This window comes from Pseudoalteromonas sp. SG43-8 (genome assembly GCF_014164245.1).
In the GTDB taxonomy this organism is placed as follows: domain Bacteria; phylum Pseudomonadota; class Gammaproteobacteria; order Enterobacterales; family Alteromonadaceae; genus Pseudoalteromonas; species Pseudoalteromonas distincta.
The window spans coordinates 45,532-63,581 of sequence record NZ_JACJEX010000007.1 but is presented as its reverse complement, the minus strand read 5'-3'; the positions used below and the strand labels follow the sequence as shown (position 1 = coordinate 63,581).

16 protein-coding genes are annotated in these 18,050 nt (G+C 40.0%); 11 read left to right on the top strand and 5 right to left on the bottom strand.

The window, feature by feature from the left end; translation table 11 throughout:
* Positions 1-21: 21 nt before the first annotated feature.
* Complete coding sequence (locus tag H5122_RS13740) at positions 22-1,125, bottom strand: FecR family protein (protein WP_182682315.1); 1,104 nt, start codon at positions 1,123-1,125, stop codon at positions 22-24.
* Positions 1,118-1,690, bottom strand: coding sequence for an RNA polymerase sigma factor (locus H5122_RS13735; protein ID WP_002958279.1), 573 nt, complete (start codon positions 1,688-1,690; stop codon positions 1,118-1,120). Before H5122_RS13735 ends, H5122_RS13740 begins: the two co-directional genes overlap by 8 nt.
* Before the next feature lie 344 nt (positions 1,691-2,034).
* Here H5122_RS13735 and H5122_RS13730 point away from each other — a divergent pair, with 344 nt between their 5' ends.
* The 4 genes from H5122_RS13730 to H5122_RS13715 all read left to right on the top strand — a co-directional run bounded on the left by H5122_RS13730 (position 2,035) and on the right by H5122_RS13715 (position 8,447).
* Positions 2,035-5,328: a TonB-dependent receptor gene (locus H5122_RS13730; protein ID WP_182682314.1), complete on the top strand. Its 3,294-nt coding sequence runs from the start codon at positions 2,035-2,037 to the stop codon at positions 5,326-5,328.
* 71 nt (positions 5,329-5,399) lie between these two features.
* Entirely contained in the window at positions 5,400-6,956 is a 1,557-nt protein-coding gene (locus tag H5122_RS13725) for a tryptophan halogenase family protein (protein ID WP_182674401.1), read from the top strand.
* Positions 6,957-6,994: 38 nt separating this feature from the next.
* A complete protein-coding gene (locus tag H5122_RS13720; protein WP_182674402.1) occupies positions 6,995-7,735 on the top strand; it encodes a SapC family protein in 741 nt (246 codons plus the stop codon).
* Complete coding sequence (locus H5122_RS13715) at positions 7,728-8,447, top strand: DUF6445 family protein (protein WP_182682313.1); 720 nt, start codon at positions 7,728-7,730, stop codon at positions 8,445-8,447. The genes H5122_RS13720 and H5122_RS13715 overlap by 8 nt, the downstream gene beginning before the upstream one ends.
* Before the next feature lie 8 nt (positions 8,448-8,455).
* Here H5122_RS13715 and H5122_RS13710 read toward each other — a convergent pair whose 3' ends face one another.
* Positions 8,456-8,950 (bottom strand): dual specificity protein phosphatase family protein, encoded by a 495-nt coding sequence (locus tag H5122_RS13710; protein WP_182682312.1) that lies wholly within the window; start codon positions 8,948-8,950, stop codon positions 8,456-8,458.
* Between the two features lie 89 nt (positions 8,951-9,039).
* On the opposite strand from H5122_RS13710, the gene H5122_RS13705 reads away from it, so the two are divergent.
* From H5122_RS13705 to H5122_RS13695, 3 genes are all read left to right on the top strand, one after another.
* A complete protein-coding gene (locus tag H5122_RS13705; protein ID WP_182672034.1) occupies positions 9,040-11,241 on the top strand; it encodes an exonuclease domain-containing protein in 2,202 nt (733 codons plus the stop codon).
* 135 nt (positions 11,242-11,376) lie between these two features.
* Complete coding sequence (locus H5122_RS13700) at positions 11,377-12,252, top strand: hypothetical protein (protein WP_182672035.1); 876 nt, start codon at positions 11,377-11,379, stop codon at positions 12,250-12,252.
* 62 nt (positions 12,253-12,314) lie between these two features.
* Positions 12,315-13,268: a hypothetical protein gene (locus H5122_RS13695; protein WP_182682311.1), complete on the top strand. Its 954-nt coding sequence runs from the start codon at positions 12,315-12,317 to the stop codon at positions 13,266-13,268.
* On the opposite strand, the gene H5122_RS13690 is transcribed toward H5122_RS13695, so the two are convergent.
* Entirely contained in the window at positions 13,252-14,598 is a 1,347-nt protein-coding gene (locus tag H5122_RS13690; protein ID WP_182682310.1) for a S8 family serine peptidase, read from the bottom strand. The two genes, H5122_RS13695 and H5122_RS13690, sit on opposite strands and share 17 nt — an antisense overlap.
* 140 nt (positions 14,599-14,738) lie before the next feature.
* Between H5122_RS13690 and H5122_RS13685 the strand changes: the two genes are divergently transcribed.
* Genes H5122_RS13685 through H5122_RS13675 form a run of 3 tightly spaced genes read left to right on the top strand, consistent with a single transcriptional unit; the run spans position 14,739 to position 16,505 of the window.
* Positions 14,739-15,230 (top strand): RNA polymerase sigma factor, encoded by a 492-nt coding sequence (locus H5122_RS13685; RefSeq protein WP_006793586.1) that lies wholly within the window; start codon positions 14,739-14,741, stop codon positions 15,228-15,230.
* Positions 15,227-15,967 (top strand): anti-sigma factor, encoded by a 741-nt coding sequence (locus H5122_RS13680; RefSeq protein ID WP_182682309.1) that lies wholly within the window; start codon positions 15,227-15,229, stop codon positions 15,965-15,967. The genes H5122_RS13685 and H5122_RS13680 overlap by 4 nt, the downstream gene beginning before the upstream one ends.
* A gap of 25 nt (positions 15,968-15,992) precedes the next feature.
* Positions 15,993-16,505: a CC0125/CC1285 family lipoprotein gene (locus H5122_RS13675; RefSeq protein ID WP_182672039.1), complete on the top strand. Its 513-nt coding sequence runs from the start codon at positions 15,993-15,995 to the stop codon at positions 16,503-16,505.
* Positions 16,506-16,537: 32 nt separating this feature from the next.
* On the opposite strand, the gene H5122_RS13670 is transcribed toward H5122_RS13675, so the two are convergent.
* Positions 16,538-17,422, bottom strand: coding sequence for a DMT family transporter (locus H5122_RS13670; RefSeq protein ID WP_182672040.1), 885 nt, complete (start codon positions 17,420-17,422; stop codon positions 16,538-16,540).
* Positions 17,423-17,524: 102 nt separating this feature from the next.
* On the opposite strand from H5122_RS13670, the gene H5122_RS13665 reads away from it, so the two are divergent.
* On the top strand, positions 17,525-18,049 hold the full coding sequence (locus tag H5122_RS13665; protein ID WP_182672041.1) for a sel1 repeat family protein: 525 nt from the start codon (positions 17,525-17,527) through the stop codon (positions 18,047-18,049).
* Position 18,050: the final 1 nt, after the last annotated feature.

Genomic DNA, 18,050 nt, shown 5'->3' with positions numbered 1-18,050 from the left:
TTTTTATTATTGTGTACTGTACTATATTGAAGCGCTTGGATCTGCGTAATTTAAACGAATTTTATCTGGGCTAATTCTTTCATAACTAATATTAAAATTATTATTTAATACTTCTAATAAGCCCTTAACATCGCCTGTTTTAAACATACCGGCGACTTGTACCCTTGTTAAACGCTCATCATCAGAAAGCTCAAAGTCTATATTCGTATATCGACTAATCTCGGCCATGGCATCGGCAAGAGATTCGCCTCTAAAAATAAGGCTTCCTTTACGCCAAGAAAGACTAGCCGCTACGTCTATAGGGTCTACTTTTTCAACGTGCTTAGCTATTTTACCTTTGAAACTTAAATCGAGCTTTTCACCTTTAGAAACTGCTGTAGAGTTATTTGATAAAAATTTACCAAGCTTATTTGTTCCATTTTTTTGGAGGTTTGATGGTTGCGAACTAGTTTGTTCGGCAACAAGCACTTTGCCATCAGTGACTATTAACTCTATTTGTTTTTTACCCACTTCAACATTAAACGCAGTGCCTACTGCCTGAATAACTTTATCACCAGCAATAACACTTAAAGGCCGTGTCTTATCATGCGCCACATTTATATGTATCTCGCCCCGCAGTAAGTTAATTACTCGAGAGTCTCGGGTATATCTTATTTGTACAAAACTATTAGTGTTTAATGTAATTTCACTTTTATCTGGCAAAATTATGTCTTTGCTTTCACCTACACCCGTTTGAAAGTTAAGTTGCTTAGCGACAACAGTTGACTGATTAACGGGATAAAAAAATGAAAAATTAAATGCTTCTTGAAAAAAGCTAAGTGCAACAGCCAATAAAACAGAAGCGGCCGTTGCACCTAACCACACAGGGAGGCGTTTTTTTCTAGATTGTGATTGCGGGAATAGATCAGATAAGCGGCTGAGTTCACCCATCTTGTCCCATAGGTGTGCAACTTCAAGTAATACTTCGACGTTTTTATATGACTGAGCTAACCATAGCTGCAATGCGTCTTTTTCGGGTTTAGTTAAACCTCTATCGAGCTTAGCAAGCCATTCACTAGCACAATCAAGGCGTACGTCTTCGACTGCCTTATTATTTCGTTCGTTTATATGGTGGACATTACTCATGACTACCCCCTGCACTTTTTTGTGAAGAAGAGTTAGGTTTGCCATACACACTTTTTTCAGATTGTCGCATAAACTGCGTACAACGTTTTACGCCGGTTGCTATATGTTTTTCCACGGTACTTTCACTAAGGTTTAATTGAGCAGCAATTTCTCGCTGCGAATAACCATACACTTTTTTTAATACAAACACTTTACGGCATTGAACAGGCAAAAGCCTGACAGCTTCACAAAAATTTGAAAATTCGCAATCGGTAAGCGCATTTTCGTACATTTCGTCTTTCTGATGTTCCGTTAAGAGTTGCTCTAATGCTTCCATGTTGTCGATACTATCGACTAGTCGTATATTGGCTTGCTTTTGATAATCGAGCGCTAGGTTACGCGCCGTTTTATAAATAAAAGATTTTGGTGAGCAAATGTTTTCAGTGTTTTTTATTTGACAAATTCGCACGTAAGTTTCTTGCACAATGTCTTCAATTTCATGTGGAGGCACTATGCGTGCCACTACATTTGAGAGACCTTTGCGCGAGGCCAGATAAGCCTTATAAAATAGTGTGTCTTTTGTCATTGAGTGTGTGTCTCGTGTGTGTGGTTTTGGCAATTGTTGTTATTGTTTTGCCATTACAGCTTAAGACGATTGGTAATAAAAAATCCGCTACTCAATTTTAAAATAAATTGTTTTTCTATTTGTAAAATTGCAGGCACTATCAATCCTTGTTGTTAAAAGCTTGTAATTTGAATACCAAGTGTACTACAGTTTTTCAAATTATTAACACGTATAGGCTAGCTCTATAATTATACGTGTTCATATAACCAATTGATTAATATAAAAATATATTTAACTTTTTTAGTTGAAACCCCACAACATTTTTTTGCACACCAAAAAATAATAAAGGTTTAGTAATAATAAGTATGGCTAGTCAAAAAAATAAATTATTTGAAAAAAATAAAAAATATTTATGGAGGAAAATAAAAAGTCACTCGTCTTTGTTCAGTGTATGGCCAAAAACTATACACAAGGAATATGTGCATTTGCCGCTTTGTTTACCAATTTATGTGCTGGTTTTTAGCTTATTCACCACCGAGGTAAAAGCGAGCCCTGTAAACGATAAAGCAGTGTTTAATATTCCTAGACAAAGGGCCGATTTATCGCTAATAAATTTTGCCGAGCAAGCCGATATTACTTTGCTTTTTCCGCTGGATAAAATTCAGCAGTTACAAACAAATACTATTGCTGGCGAGTATTCAATAATAAACGCATTACAGATTTTACTCGATGGCACAGGGTTGCAACCGCATGTTAGCGAAGATGGGCAAATATCTATTTTAATAGATCCAAGCTTCGAGAGAACTGACAACATGGCTAACTATAAAAAAAATGGCGTGTCGAGTGCTGTACTTGCTGTACTAAGCACAATGGCAACGCTCCCTGCAGTAGCAGAGACAGCAGCACAAGAACCAGAAATAATTGAAGTACGCGGAATTAGAGGCTCGCTTGGTCGAGCTATGGATGCCAAAAGAGAAGCGGGTGGCGTGGTTGACTCCATTTCAGCTGAAGATATTGGTAAATTTCCTGACACAAATTTAGCTGAGTCTTTACAGCGTATTACAGGGGTTTCAATAGACCGTTCAGGCGGTGAAGGGCAGCTCATTACAGTACGTGGTTTTGGCCCTCAGTTTAATACAGTGCTTGTAAATGGACGCCAAATGGCCTCTGAAAATCAAAGCCGTGCGTTTAGTTTTGATACCATTGCATCAGAGCTGGTTAAAAGCTTAGACGTATTTAAAACCTCAACAGCCACAAAGCAGTCAGGTGGTATTGGTTCAACAGTCAATGTAAATACAGCGCGCCCATTTGCTATTAATGGCTTTAAAGTTGCGGGCAGTGTTAAGGGTATTTACGATGAAAATAGCGAAGAAACCACACCTGAGATATCTGGGTTAATCAGCAATACATTTAATGATGACACACTGGGTGTGTTATTTGCTGTTTCTCGCCAAGAGCGCGAAACACGCTTAAACCAAGCGCAGGTAGATGGCTGGTTAGAAAATGTAGGCGTCCCAAATCCTCAAACTCAAATCGGGCAAGCATACACCGGTAATATTTTTTCGCCACGTAATTACGATCATAAAGTTACTACAGAGACACGTACACGCACTAATGCAAATTTAGTTATACAGTATGCACCTTCAGATGATTTAGTTATCACTGCTGATGCGCTTTATTCAGATTTTGATGTAGAAGCAGACACAACGTCTTACGGGCACTGGTTTACAGCGCCAAACTTAGAAGGCTTTGGTGATGCTGCAGGCCCAACCGTTGATGAAAATGGCACTGTGGTTGATTTATATCAAGAGGTAGGCCTTGCCACCGATATGCACGCTAAAAAGTTTGATCGTTTAACCAACTCTAGCGCATTAGGTTTAAACTTTGATTGGCATGTAAACGATAACTTAAATATGAAGTTTGATTTGAGCCACTCAAAAGCCAAGCGTGAGGCTAATAATGGCGGTGGCGATCAGCTATCGTTGATTGGCTATGCTAACCGAGTTCGATTTGAAGTAGATGGCGGCATACTACCTTACGCGAGTGAGTTTGCCTCTGCTAACCCTAACATTTATAGCGGCCAGCAAGAGCTGGACGGTGTTGCTTATAACCTTGCAGTTGCACCTGATGGCGTATCAAATCATTTAGATACAGCCAACAGCCGTGCACACGTAATGCTTCGCCGTGGTTGGGCTGTAGAAGATACTGTGGATCAGTTTCGTTGGGATAGCATTTGGCATAACGATGGCAGCTCAGGCCTAGTTTCGGTTAAATTTGGTGCTATGTATTCAACTGAAACTAAAAGCCTTGATCGTTGGGACAACGAAGGCGTAGGTATTCACTGTACCTTTTGTGGTTACCCAGATGACCCAAGTATGGATGGCTTAGCGCAATTTGTATTTGACGCAGGAGATGACTTTTTAGGTGATGTGAGCGGCAGCGGTCGTATGCCAACGTCATGGCTTGCACATGATGGAGAGGCAAACTTTGCGTACCTTGAGCAAATAGCTGCGGCGAATGGTCAGCCTATTAGTTTTGATGCAGTTAAACGTAATAAGTCGTTTGAGATAACTGAAGATACTTTCTCGTTTTATACAGAATTTGATTTTGAAGCTGAACTTGCAGGCATGCCTTTATACGCAACAGCGGGCTTTAGATATGAAAGCACCGATGTAAAAGTAAAGGGCACAGATGAGCCGGTTAGCGCGTTAACTATCTTAGATAAAACAGAAATGCTTGCTAATTTCGGCGCCGTAGAAAATATTTCAGCAAGTTCAGATTACGAAGCGATTTTACCTAACTTTAGCGTAAAGCTTGAAATAAGCGATGAGCTAATAGCACGTGCTGCTGTATCACAAACAATTACGCGACCAACACTCGATAGTATGTCGCCTGTAACAGTAATTGAAACAACGCGCCAAGGGGGCAATTTAACATCAAGCTCTGGTAACCCTGCGCTTGAGCCATTTACCTCTGATAACTTAGATTTATCATTAGAGTGGTATTACGCTGATGCCAGTTATTTATCCGCTGGTTACTTTAGAAAGAATGTTGCTAACTTCATTATCAATACCACTGAAGATTTAACCTTTGAATTGTCTGACGGCGGATTGTTGACTGACCCCTCAACAGGTAACGATGTAGATAACCCTGACGCTGCTGACTCGACGGCTGTATTTACAAACACATTACCAAATAATAGCGAATCGGCGATTGTTGATGGCTGGGAAATAGCCTTACAGCATAGTTTTGATAGTGGCTTTGGTTTTATGGTTAATGCAACATTTGTTGATAGTGATGCAGAACTAGACCCTGCAGATATAACTCAAGTATTTGCATTAACAGGCTTAAGCGACTCTTATAATGTGGTTGGCTTTTATGAGAATGGCCCATTTCAGGCGCGTTTAGCCTATAACTGGCGCGATAGCTTTGTACAGTCACTAACACAGTTAAATGGTGATGGTGTGACGATAGTTGAAGACTATGCACAATTCGATGCCAGTGGCAGCTATGATATTACCGAAAATGTATCGGTGTTCTTTGAGGGTATAAACTTAACCGAAGAATACGTACACAAACGTGGTCGCTTCTCTAATCAATTACTAATGGTTGAAGATAGCGGGCGACGTTTTGCGTTAGGTGTTCGTGGAAGTTTCTAACTTAAATAATAAAAGTGGCTTTTACATTTAGTAATAGCCACTTTTTAAATACGCCTTTATAGGTAACAAGCATGAACCAGCAAAATAAAGAAATAAAAACAGTGGTTGTCGTTGGTGGTGGTATAGCAGGCTGGCTAACAGCTGGTCGATTAGCGGCGGACCATAAAAGTAATACCCCCGATGGTCTTAATGTTGTGCTAGTTGAATCTCCAAATGTACCAATTATAGGTGTTGGTGAAGGCACTTGGCCTACCATGCGTAGTACATTAATAGCACTTGGAATTAGCGAAACCGATTTTATACGCGAGTGTGAAGCAAGCTTTAAGCAAGGAGCAAAATTCGCCAAATGGGTGGATGGCAGCGATGATGATTTTTACTATCACCCATTAGTTCTGCCGCAGGGCTTTTCAAAAACCGATATGGCAGGGCATTGGTTAAATAACACAGCAGAGTCAACGTCTTTTTCAAACGCAGTGTGTTACCAAGAAGCTATTTGTGAGCAAGGGCTTGCCCCTAAAACAATTCGTACACCAGAATATGCTGCTATAGCCAATTATGCCTACCATTTAGACTCTGCAAAATTTGCCGTTTTTTTACAAAAACATTGTACGCAGCAGCTAGGCGTTAAACATATTTTAGCTGATGTAACGCAGGTCAATAGTGCTAAAAATGGCGATATTGCAAGCGTTACTACAAAGCAACAAGGTGAAATTAGCGGTGATTTATTTATCGATTGCACTGGTTTTTCATCATTGTTATTAGGCGAGCATTATAAGGTTCCTTTTCAGCCTTGCGATGATGTGCTGTTTATTGATACCGCCTTAGCAGTGCAAGTCCCTTATGAAGATGAAAATGAGAGTATTGCATCTCACACAATTTCAACAGCGCAAGAAGCGGGCTGGATATGGGATATAGGATTACAGCATCGCCGTGGGGTGGGCTATGTGTACTCCAGTAAGTACAGTACCGAGTCGCAAGCAAGGGAAAAGCTTAGAGAGTATGTAGGCGATAAAATAGAGTCGTTAACAATTAGAAAAATCCCTATTAAAAGTGGCCACCGCTCACATTTTTGGCAAAACAACTGTGTTGCGGTTGGGCTTTCGGCTGGTTTTTTAGAGCCACTAGAAGCTTCTGCATTGGTATTAGTAGAAATGTCAGCACAAATGATCAGCGAACAACTTCCCCATACCCGGGATATTATGGATATTACCGCCAAACGCTTTAATGAGACGTTTACCTATAGGTGGGAAAAAATAATCGACTTTTTAAAGTTACATTATATTTTATCAACCCGTGACGATAACGCATTTTGGAGCGATAACAGAGACCCTAAAACGATTCCTCAAAGCTTACAAGATCTAATGAAACTATGGCAATACCGCGCCCCTGCTGATCACGACTTTACAAGTAACAATGAGGTGTTTCCAGCTGCGAGTTATCAATATGTTTTATATGGTATGGGCTTTAAAAGTGACTACAGCACAACTGCCTATATGCTTGAAGACACTGTTTTTGCTAAAAGTCAGTTTGATAAAAATAAGAGCATGATAAACCAAGCAGTAACTAACTTACCTAGTAACCGAGAATTATTAAATAAAGTTAAGAATCATGGTTTTAGCACTATTTAGCTTAAAAATTTACACATAAAAACAATAAAGAGAGACACATGGAAAATTTAGTCGCATTAGAACAAAGTGCTCATCAGCACATAAAAATAGACACACAAAAGGCACAATCACACGCAGAAAACATTAATATGGTTCCTGTTGTTATGGCGGAACTAAACCAAATTGCTGTTCAGCAGCCTATAGTTTTTGCAAAAAACTCAGAAACAGGGGAGTTTACACTCAATGCTTTATTAGGCTTTGAGCAACATGAGAACTTGTTTTATCAGAACTCGCAGTGGCAGGGTGTGTATTTACCGCTTCAATTACAGCGTCAGCCATTTTTTGTTGGTGATACTCATGCGCAGCAAACTCAATACCCTGTGTGTATTAATTTAAATAGCCCAGCAGTCGTTAATAATCGATCGCAAAGCCAGAATAATTTAGAACCAATTTATACCCAAAGCGCAGAAGAAAGTAGCTATTTCAAACAAATAAAGCAGTGTTTAGGGCATTTACTACAGGGCGAAATAGACAATAAAAAGTTAATTGATACCTTGTTACAGCATGATCTACTGCAGCCATTATCGCTTGAGGTAACGTTTCAGAACAGTCAAAAAACAAAGTTAAACGGCCTATACACTATTAACCAAGAAAGACTCGCACAACTTAATAGTGATCAAATTACACTTTTACATCAAAGCGCTTTATTACCCGCTATTTATACTGTTATAACCTCACTTGGCCAAATATACCCATTGATAGAGCGTAAAAATGCAGTGCTTAATTTAGCCGATGATTGATTTTAAACTAAACGAAAATATGGCGTTACACATACATACTGTAGGGGAAGAGAAAACCCCTATTATTGTTATTGATGATTTTGTAAATAATGTAGATGCGCTTATTAATTTTGCTGTGTTTTCTCAAAGTGCTAGAGAAGCGTTTTGCGCACAAGAAAGTGATTTTTACCCAGGAGTAAGAAAAGCAGCACCGCTTAGTTATATCGAGCGGTTAAAAGCGCTTGCGCCAATTATTAATTCACACTTTGATATGGCGGATAAAAGCGAGTTCGATGTAATTCTTTCTGCTTTTTCAATTGCATGCACTGAGCCTGATAAGCTCAGGCCAATACAAATGCTCCCTCATTTTGATACACCTAATATAAATCAACTTGCTATAGTGCACTTTTTATGTGATGAAACTCATGGTGGCACTTCATTTTATAAGCATAGAGCCCTAGGGTACGAACGTATAACAAAAGAGCGGATTATGCTTTATAGGCAAGCTATTAAGCAACAAGCCATGGCGCAAAAGCTTCATAAAAATCCACAATATATAAATGGAAGTACAACTTTGTTTGAGCAAGTTTACAGTGTAGAGGCAAAGCTAAATCGCGCAGTTATATACCCAAGTAACTTATTGCATTCCGGTAATATAAACGCGTCTAATGGTTATGCCTGTGACCCAGTTAATGGGCGTTTAACTATCAGTAGCTTTGCTGTTTTACGCTAGCTTTTTTATTACCGACTAAAACTCTCAAAGTACTCTTTTTGCAATTCTATAGTAAGCGCTTTAGGGCGAATGCCTTGTACTAGGCTGTATACTTCTTCTTTTGTGTAACCTGCCGAATTTAAAATAAGCGCAGCGACCAACCCTGTGCGGCCTGTACCGCCTTTGCAATGTATGGCAATGGTTTGTTTGTGTTGTATGGCCTGTAATATGTCGGTTTTGTGGGTGTTCCAGCTTGATGTAAAAGGCTGTTTGGGTGCTTCGTCGTCATTTATAGGTAAATGAAACCAGGTTATATCGTGCTTATTGCACTCACTATTAATTGTTTCTACGTTGTTTTTTTCAAGTTCTTTTAGCGGCATAAGCGAAAGCAGCATGTGAGTGCCAGCCGCTTTTAATGTGGCGATTGAATCCGCTAAGTTTTGTGTTTTTGTGCCAGGGCAAGGCGTAAAAATAATATTTGCGCCGTTATTGAGTGGTAAAACATCGTACGGATGCGCGCTCATGGTAAGTCCTTTATTTTTAATGAATTTGCTTTAATAAGCTCACTATAGCGTGTTTTAGTTACAAGTTTAAGATTGAATAATAAGCACAAATGCTAGATACTGTTTTTATATACAGTCATGGCGATATTATGAAAAAAGAATTACCAGCAAAATACTATTTAGCGCATTTTAGAGAGCTTATTGAGTTTGTAACTAGTAAATGTATGCATTTACTTGAGCCCAAGCACCGCGAATTTATTAGTAAAATTAATCAGCTAGATGAGCAAAGCCAGTGCATGTTGGCGCGTGTGTACTCGCGAAAGCCTTATTTAGTGCAGGCGCAATCGCTTAATTATGAAGAAATAACATCGCCGCATCAGGCTATTTATGCGCTAAAAAAAGCGGGCATTTTATTTGAGCCAAACGAGCAGCATTACCAGCAGCTTTTAGCGCACTTAACTAAGCCTTCTTTGGTTGAGTTACTAAGTAACTACCCAGAGCAAATAAGCTTTAAAAAGAGCACCGCTAAAGGCGCGCTGGTGGATATTGCGCGTGAGTTTTTTAAAGCATGCCCACAAGAGCTTGCGCCACTTTATAGCCAGTATGTAATTAACAACCGCAGTGATTACTACGAGTATTTTGAGTTTTTATTTGCAGGCAAACTAAGCAGTGGTGATGTGAATCATCAAAACCGTTTTGTAATGCGAGACTTAGGCTTAACCGCTACGCGCGAAGGACACAGCGAGAGCTTGTCGCGCTTTGAAACACTTGACGAAGCGCAATCAAACTATTTATTAAACCGTTACCGGTTAGCATTTAAAAATATTACAGATGAGAGCGACTATGTTGCTTTAGCGTCGCAGGTTTTAGTGCAAGCTGCACATGGTGCAATAGCCGTTGTATTAAAAAACAAACTATTAGTTAGGCTTTATAGGCAGCTAAAAACAGTTGATAGCGAACTTGCTTTTAGTTTACTTGAAGGGTGTGTGGATGATAGCGAAGCACAAGAAATTCAAATAAGAGAGCAATACAGGCTTGGCAATAAAGAGTGGGTAAAAGCACGATTAGAAGCCATTATCGAAAACCCCCTTACTGATGATTTACTTTATTTTGCTGACGATTTTTTAATGCGTAAGTTTAATAAAAAAACACGTTCGCGTTTAAGTGCCATGCTTGCCGACACTCAGTGCGTGCTAGAAATAGATGAACTATACCGAGGTGAAGTAGAGCAGGGCGTAAACGATTATTATACTCGCCAAGGTATGGCTGTATTTAATACCGAAAACACGCTTTGGCAAAGTTTGTTTGGTTTAGTATTTTGGCATGAGTTATTTGTGGAGTCGCCTTATCCGCCATGCAATGAGTTTGATATTTATCCGCAAGTATTAAGGCTTGGTAATTTTTATGAAGCGCAGCAAACACAGATAAACGAGCGCTTAGCTCAGTGCCAAACGTCGCAAGCATTACTTAATTTAGTGTGCAAACATGCAGCGCAATACTTTGATCAGCCCAATGGCTTATTTAGATGGCGCAGCAATTTATTAGAGCCACTAGAAGCGCTTATTTTAAACAGCCCACTTGAGGCACTAATTGCGCACTTAACGGCTATGAGTAAACATTATTTACAGCTAAAAGACGGCTACCCCGATTTAATGGTTATTAATAATGGCCAAGTACATTTTGAAGAAGTAAAAGCTCCAGGCGATAAGCTTAGGCGCAACCAATTAACCACCATAGATAATTTAAAAAATGTGGGCTTTACAGTACATATTGCCGCAGTTAAGTGGTTTGTAGACCCAAACCGTGTTTACAGCGTAGTTGATATAGAAACCACGGGCGGCTTAAAAGGCGGTAACCGAATTACCGAAATTGGCATAGTTAAAGTGCAGCACGGTAAAGTCATTGATACTTGGACAAGCTTAGTTAACCCCGAGCGCCATATACCTGGCTTTATTACGTCATTAACCGGTATTAGCGACAGTATGGTTTACAACGCGCCTGTATTTGTCGATATAGTTAAGCCGCTATTAGATATACTCGCAGGCAGTATTTTTGTAGCCCATAACGTTAATTTTGACTACGGCTTTATTAAAAAAGAATGCGAGATGGCAGGGCACTTTTTTAAAATGCCAAAAATGTGCACCGTGGTTGAATCGCGCAAAGCGTTTAAAGGCTTAAAGTCGTATTCGCTTGGTAACCTTAGCAAGCATTTTAATTTGAATTTAACCAGCCATCACCGCGCGTTGGCCGATGCAACGGCTACTGCTGAGCTGTTATTGCTGATACAAAATAGTGAAACGCTAACGCCGTAGGGTATTAGCTTACCTTTAAGTATTTGAAATTTAGGTAGTAAGTGGTTTTATTGTAATTTTTTAATTTATTTTGGAATAAAGTGTTTTTGTAAATCGTCTTCTTTATGTCAATCCGACAAACTAGAGGACAAAACAATGACTAAATTAAATAAAATTGTAAGCGTAATGATGTTAAGCGGTGTGTGTATTTTTACAGGTGCAGTGCACGCCGCTGATATTGAAATATCTCAGTCAACGTCGGCGCAGCAACAAACATCTACATCTATTGCGCTTTCACAAAACGGTTTAACCGCCAGTGGTAGCAACGAGTCAGACGTATCTAACGATACACAAGTAACGGCTGATGATTCGCAAAACACAGATTCAACAGCAAATAACACGCAAACTCCAGCGCAAGAAAGCAGCGAGACCACAGAGCCTGCAAATTCATTAGTTGCATCTGCCAGCCCATCTTTAAATAACTCATTGAACGCATCGTCTTTAAATGCCACAGGCAATACCACAGTCAATACAGCACTTGATGCAACAGCGCAGTTAACCTCATCGGCGGGTAATTTAACGACTGCAGTGAACCAATCGTCATTACTTTCTGTTACCTCTGAACAAGGCACTCAGCCTGACACTACTGATACACCAACAGATGCCTCTTTACTTTCAAATGTGAGTAGCGCAACCGATTCAGTAACACAAGCTGATGCAGCGAGTGCGCTTAATGCGGGTGAGCTTACAAACCAATTAGCAATTACTAATACGGCTGCAAACTCAGTGAGTTCTGCACTGCAGTTAGGTGATGCAATTAATACCAGTAATGAAGTTGTAAGTAGTGTTCAGCAATCTTTAATTGCCAGTGTGCAAGATAGTACGGTTAGCAGTTTACAAAGCACGGTACAACAAAGTGTTAGCGGGCAGGTGAGTGCAGCGGTTACTGATCAAATTAGTAACGATGTAGCACTTAGCACCGCAAGTGAAGTAGTAACCAACATTACTAACGACTTAGACCTAGGCCTTTAATACGCCGCGTGTTTGCACAAATGCCGAATAGGGAAACCTATTCGGCCTGTTGGAGAATAAATATGAAAGCAGTTATAACCGCCACATTGTGTGTTTTTAGTGCCCAAGCGGTGCTTGCACAAACCAACCACGTTAAAACACCTGAGCAAAATAAACCCTTTAAAAATAGCTTTGAGCTAAATGCAGATGCTGAAGTTGGGGTATTAAGTAACTCGGCGCTTTCTGTTCAGGAGCTTGATGATATTTCGTCGCAAAGCGACAGCGGCATAAAAACCGCAGCCGGTGTTAATGCAAAATGGCAATTAACCAAAGGCGCTAAATTAACCTCAAGCTATCGGTTTGAACAACAAGACTACGATGAATTTGATCAATACGATTTAGACCTTCATCAATATGGTTTAGATGGCAGCTACAGCTTTAATAGCCATGAGGTAGGAGTTCGTTACGATGGCGCAAAAGCAAATGTAGATGGCGATACATTTTTACATTTTAATCAAGCTAGTGCTTACTATGGTCATTTTTTAAACCCGTATACGTATTTACGTATGAGCATAAAAACCAAAGCTAAACGTTTTGCTACTGCAAAAGCACGTAATGCCGATGGCATAGGTGCCGATGTAGCGCTTTATCATTTTATAAATAATGGCCAAACCATGCTAATGGCAGCGCTAAGTGCCGATAAAGAAAACGCCGACGACAACCAATACGACTTTAACGGTTACGGCTTTACTACTAAAGTTACGCACAAATTTACGGCCTTTAATGTGGCTAACAAAGTAGGGGCTGGCTGGCGTTATCAAAATAAAGATTACGATGAGCAAACAACGGATGATTTTTTTGAGCAAATACCGTCGCGAGATGAGCACCGAAATGTAGTTAATGCGTTTTATAACCTAGCTGTGTTTGAGCACGTAACACTAATAGCCGAGGCTGAATATGGCGATTATCAATCAAAGCTTAGTAGCAATACCTATACTCAGTCGGTTTTATCGGCGTCAGTTAAAGTTCACTTTTAGGTGGGTAAATGGCGCCATAACCAAAGGTGGCGTCTTTGCCTTGCTCGCCTAAATCGACGGCCAGCGATGTAAGTTCGTTAAGTGCTTTGGTTTTATTATTACCATGTTTTAACAATAAACAACTTAATGCCGCGCTTACATGCGGCGCCGCCATTGACGTACCCGACTCCCTCCCAAATTTTCCATTGCCTTGGCTTGTAACAACATTTACACCAAGGGCTGCAAAGTCTATGTAATCGCCTTTATTTGACCATCTATAAATGTGGTTTTTTGAATCAATAGCACTTACCGCTATCACGCTTTTATACGCGCCTGGGTATAACGGCTGCGACGCCGGACCTTGATTACCCGCAGCTGCTACAATTAAACCATTTTGTTTTATTGCTGCAGTAATACTTGCTTCTAAAATTGCGTTATTTGGCCCCGTTAGGCTCATATTTATTACGGGTATTTTATTACTAACTAGCCAGTTAAGTGCCTCTACTATGGCAAATAAAGTAGCCCCTTGTGCATATTCAGATTGCCTATAAAACACCTCGGCACTGTAGAGCTTGGCACTGCCTAAAAGCGGGTTAAGTTTTGCGCCTTTACCTGTAATTAGCCCTGCAATGGCGGTGCCGTGTAAATTTGGCGAGCTTAACCCTTGTGGTAAAAAGCTTTGCGAGGTGATATTGGTGCCTTTAAAAGCACTGTGTTTGGTATTAATGGCGCTGTCGATCATGCCAATTTTTACGCTTTGTGTGCAGTAAGGCGCAATAGGCTTATTTTGCGTTACTTTTGCGGTAGGCTCGCCTGTTTGCGCTTGGTATATGTGGTTTCGGTCAAGTATTGCAGACTCATCTAAGTTAAGCGCTTTTAATAACTCACTTTTAGAATTAACACCTTGGGGTACGTTAAAGCGCACTAAGCTCATGTTAAGTGCGTTGTAATTTTTTACCGACACAATCGTTATATTTTGCTGCTTTAGGGTATTAAGTTGTTGGCTATTTGCCATCAATAACCATTGGCGCTCTATTGCTCTAAAACCGTTTTCTAGCTCTACTTCAACAAATGCGGTGTTTTGGCTATTTATATTAATGTTAAGCACATTGGGTAAATTGCTAATTGGCTCACTTATTTGCGCTTTTAGTTCATCAATCGATATTTGTGGAACAGGCACCGGAAGCGGCACGCGTTGTGCCCGCTCTATAGTTTGCTCAATACGCTGCTCTATTGGGTTTAGCTGCCCAAGTACCTGATCGACTTTTACTATATTGGCTGAGCTCGTTGTGCTAAATATGCAAAGCGAGGCAGCTATTATGTGTTTAACGCGGACTTTTTTCATGTTCATACTGGGTTACTTCTATTAAATTTATCATGCTGGTTAGTTAACGTTTAACACATAGAAAAATTTCATTATTCAAATTATTTTGACTATTTGGGAATAAATGTTTTTTTGAATCGTCTTCTTTATAAAAGGGGTAAAAATCAATGAACGAAACATTAAAAACCTTATTGCCCATGCTTAGGCGTTTTGCCTATTCGCTAACGGGTAGTAAAGCAGATGCAGACGATGTAGTGCAAATAACAATTGAAAAACTATTAGTAAAAGGCATTCCGGATGACGTTGAGCCTGCTAAATGGGCGTTTAAAATTTGCCGCAATGTGTGGATAGACGAATACCGCTCACGCAAGGTAAGGCAAAATACGGCTCAGGCCGATATATTACCAGAGCCAATAACAAGTAATGAGCACCAAACACTCGAAAACAAACAAATGCTTAAAAATGTAAATACAGCACTTGGGCAATTACCCGAAGAGCAACGCGCCATAGTATCGCTGGTGGCAGTGCAGGGCATGGCTTATAAAGAGGTAGCACATACACTCGATATACCTATAGGCAGTGTAATGAGTAAATTATCGCGCGCACGCAGTACACTTTATAATTTAATAAAACCCGACTTTAAAAAGGAGCAAGTATGAACATTAACGACGAAACACTTAGCGCCTTTTTAGACTCAGAACTAAGCGAGCACGAAATGGAGCAAGTGCGTAAAGCCCTTGAAACCGATGATGAGCTAGTAATGCGACTTGCAGAATTTAGCGAAGTAGACATGTTAGTAAAAGAGCACGCAGCAAGTATTGACGACGCACCACTTAGTGACTCATTAGCTAAAACGGTTGCAAAGCTTGATACAGCAACGACAAAAAACACGTTAAACAGTAATGTAGTAACCTTAACGCCTAGGCAAAAGGTTAAGCAATCGGCTAATAAAAGTTTAGCAATAGCAGCAAGCGTTGCTGTGGTATTTGGTATTGCAATGACGAGCTATTTACAACCCAATGAGTCGCAAAATTTAGTAGCCAGTAACATAGCCACAGCACTTAATACACAGCTAAGTAGTGGTGAGTATAAGCAAAGTGATGGCTCACTATTTAGTGCACAGCTTAGTTTTAAAAATCAGCAAGATGAGCTTTGTAGGCAGTATGCACTAAGCTCAAATAATACAACGCAAACAAGCATTGCTTGTAAAACGCAAAGCGGTTGGCAAATTAAAGCGCAAACAGCTACGCAGCAAAGTAACAGTGGCGCGCAATATCAAACGGCGTCTAATAACAGTGAGTTAGATGCTGTTATAGATAGCATGATCAGCGGCGCACCACTCGATAGAGCGCAAGAGCAGCAAGCAATTAGCGCTAAGTGGCAGTTAAACAAATAATAATGTGTATAAAACGAGGTGAACTATGAAAACATCTATTTTAATTATCAGTATTTTACTTATGGCGGGCTGTGCATCTAAACCTGATTACCGCGCCGCAAATAATGGCTCACAAGGTTACAGCGAGCAAAAAATTAGCGACGATCAATACCGAGTAGAGTTTAAAAGCGTATCAAATAATGTAGCCGATGCCGGTGACTATGCATTATTGCGCGCGGCTGAGCTTACACAAGCACAAGGCTACGACTGGTTTGTTGTAACCAACAAAGAAACCTTTGTTGAGTCTAAATCGCAAGCTCCCGCGTCATCTATTAGTGCATCACAAAGCCAGCAATATGAGCGAAACTGTGGTTTATTAACCTGCGAAACTCGTGCACGCCCAACAAGCAGCGTAGGCGTACAGGTAAGTAACAATGATAAACGCAAAGAAGTGCACACCTTAATTGATATTAAAATGGGCAAAGGGATAAAACCAAGCGACAATAGTTTTAGCGCCCAAGACTTAATTGAAAACTTAAGCAAAAAGGCGGAAAAGTAAGCTTTTTTGGTAAAAGCGCTTGATATAAGCACTTAGCTTGTTTTAGCTAAGTGCTTTTTTCGTGGTAAAAATCCAGTAACCAGCATAGTGCCCACAATGACAAATAATGCGCCTAATAATGTATTTGGCCCAACTTGCTCATCTAAAATTAAATGCCCCCAAAAAATGCCAAATAGCGGAATTAAAAAAGTGACTGTTAACGCCGAGGTAGGGCCTATATCTTCGATTAATTTAAAAAGTAAAATATAAGCAAGTGCGGTGCACATTACTCCTAATACGAGTACACCTAGCATAACGTTGGTGCTTGGTATTTCTCGTATTGGCATAAATAAGATAAGCGGTAATACCATAAAGCTTGAAGCCCACATTGAGCCATGGGCGTTATCGAATGGGGGCAGTTTAGGCGCGTTTTTAGTGTAATGCGATGCAATGGCATAGCAAAGTGATGCGCTTAATGCTGCTACTATGGCCAAAATTGATTGGCTATTTAACACAAAATGATTTTGCCCAACCAAAATAACTACGCCAATTAAACCCAGCAGTAAACCAATCACCATACTTTTATTGGGCTTTGTTTTTGTCCATAAAATTCCAACAACAACACCCCATATTGGTGTTGTAGAATTTAAAATTGAGAGTGTGGAAGCGCTAATAGTTTGGGCTGCGTAAGCAAAAAATAAAAACGGCAGAGCAGAATTAAACGCACCTATAATAAAAAAGTGTTTTTTATGTTGGACAAACGCTAAGCTGCGTTTTAAGTACAGCGCCACAATAAAGAGGGTGAGTGCGGCAAAGCCAACTCTAAATTCTATTAACACCGCTGGGCCTAAGCTGTTAGCTGCCATTCGCATAAATAAAAATGACGCGCCCCAAATTGCAGCCAGAAAAAATAACCGAAGTAAACTTGCTAAGCTCATGATAGTATTTTAATTATACAAATAGGATTACACAATAGCAGGCTTTGCAAAGAGTGTAAGCCAGATTCGGTACTCGCATATAAAAATAATAAGGGACTAGTTATGGCTAAATGTATATCGGTTGCAGCAATTTTGGCTGTAGGTTTATTAGGTGGGTGTGGGTCGACCCCTGTTAGCCTATACAGCGACAATACAATGAAGAAAAAAGAATACAATGGTATTAAAGCGTATAAAAAGGGTCTGTACGAGCAAGCTTTTTATGATTTAAAAGAGCCGGCAGCACTTGGCTATAAAAGTGCACAATACACGTTGGCATTCATGTTTTTAAAAGGCCAATACTTGGAGCAATCTACTAAACTCGGAATGGGCTGGCTAGGTGTTGCAAAAGAAGCGGGGGTTGAGAATTGGTCTGCGCAATACGATGCATTTTACAGTGCAGCGACTACGCAGCAAAAACAACAAATAGACGAAACAGTTGAGTTGTATATAACGCAATTTGGCGTTAAAGCACAAAATATGACCTGTCGGCGTTCAGCTTCGCCTAGGCGTACATTTGGTGAAGTTAAAATTGATTGCACTAAGCACGAAGGTAGCGTTACCGAGCACGACATACAAATAATAGAATAGA

Coding starts and splice junctions, on each gene's coding strand:
- H5122_RS13740 (WP_182682315.1), bottom strand. CDS start 1,125: ATGAGTAATGTCCACCATATAAACGAACGAAATAATAAGGCAGTCGAA.
- H5122_RS13735 (WP_002958279.1), bottom strand. CDS start 1,690: ATGACAAAAGACACACTATTTTATAAGGCTTATCTGGCCTCGCGCAAA.
- H5122_RS13730 (WP_182682314.1), top strand. CDS start 2,035: ATGGCTAGTCAAAAAAATAAATTATTTGAAAAAAATAAAAAATATTTA.
- H5122_RS13725 (WP_182674401.1), top strand. CDS start 5,400: ATGAACCAGCAAAATAAAGAAATAAAAACAGTGGTTGTCGTTGGTGGT.
- H5122_RS13720 (WP_182674402.1), top strand. CDS start 6,995: ATGGAAAATTTAGTCGCATTAGAACAAAGTGCTCATCAGCACATAAAA.
- H5122_RS13715 (WP_182682313.1), top strand. CDS start 7,728: ATGATTGATTTTAAACTAAACGAAAATATGGCGTTACACATACATACT.
- H5122_RS13710 (WP_182682312.1), bottom strand. CDS start 8,950: ATGAGCGCGCATCCGTACGATGTTTTACCACTCAATAACGGCGCAAAT.
- H5122_RS13705 (WP_182672034.1), top strand. CDS start 9,040: ATGCTAGATACTGTTTTTATATACAGTCATGGCGATATTATGAAAAAA.
- H5122_RS13700 (WP_182672035.1), top strand. CDS start 11,377: ATGACTAAATTAAATAAAATTGTAAGCGTAATGATGTTAAGCGGTGTG.
- H5122_RS13695 (WP_182682311.1), top strand. CDS start 12,315: ATGAAAGCAGTTATAACCGCCACATTGTGTGTTTTTAGTGCCCAAGCG.
- H5122_RS13690 (WP_182682310.1), bottom strand. CDS start 14,598: ATGAACATGAAAAAAGTCCGCGTTAAACACATAATAGCTGCCTCGCTT.
- H5122_RS13685 (WP_006793586.1), top strand. CDS start 14,739: ATGAACGAAACATTAAAAACCTTATTGCCCATGCTTAGGCGTTTTGCC.
- H5122_RS13680 (WP_182682309.1), top strand. CDS start 15,227: ATGAACATTAACGACGAAACACTTAGCGCCTTTTTAGACTCAGAACTA.
- H5122_RS13675 (WP_182672039.1), top strand. CDS start 15,993: ATGAAAACATCTATTTTAATTATCAGTATTTTACTTATGGCGGGCTGT.
- H5122_RS13670 (WP_182672040.1), bottom strand. CDS start 17,422: ATGAGCTTAGCAAGTTTACTTCGGTTATTTTTTCTGGCTGCAATTTGG.
- H5122_RS13665 (WP_182672041.1), top strand. CDS start 17,525: ATGGCTAAATGTATATCGGTTGCAGCAATTTTGGCTGTAGGTTTATTA.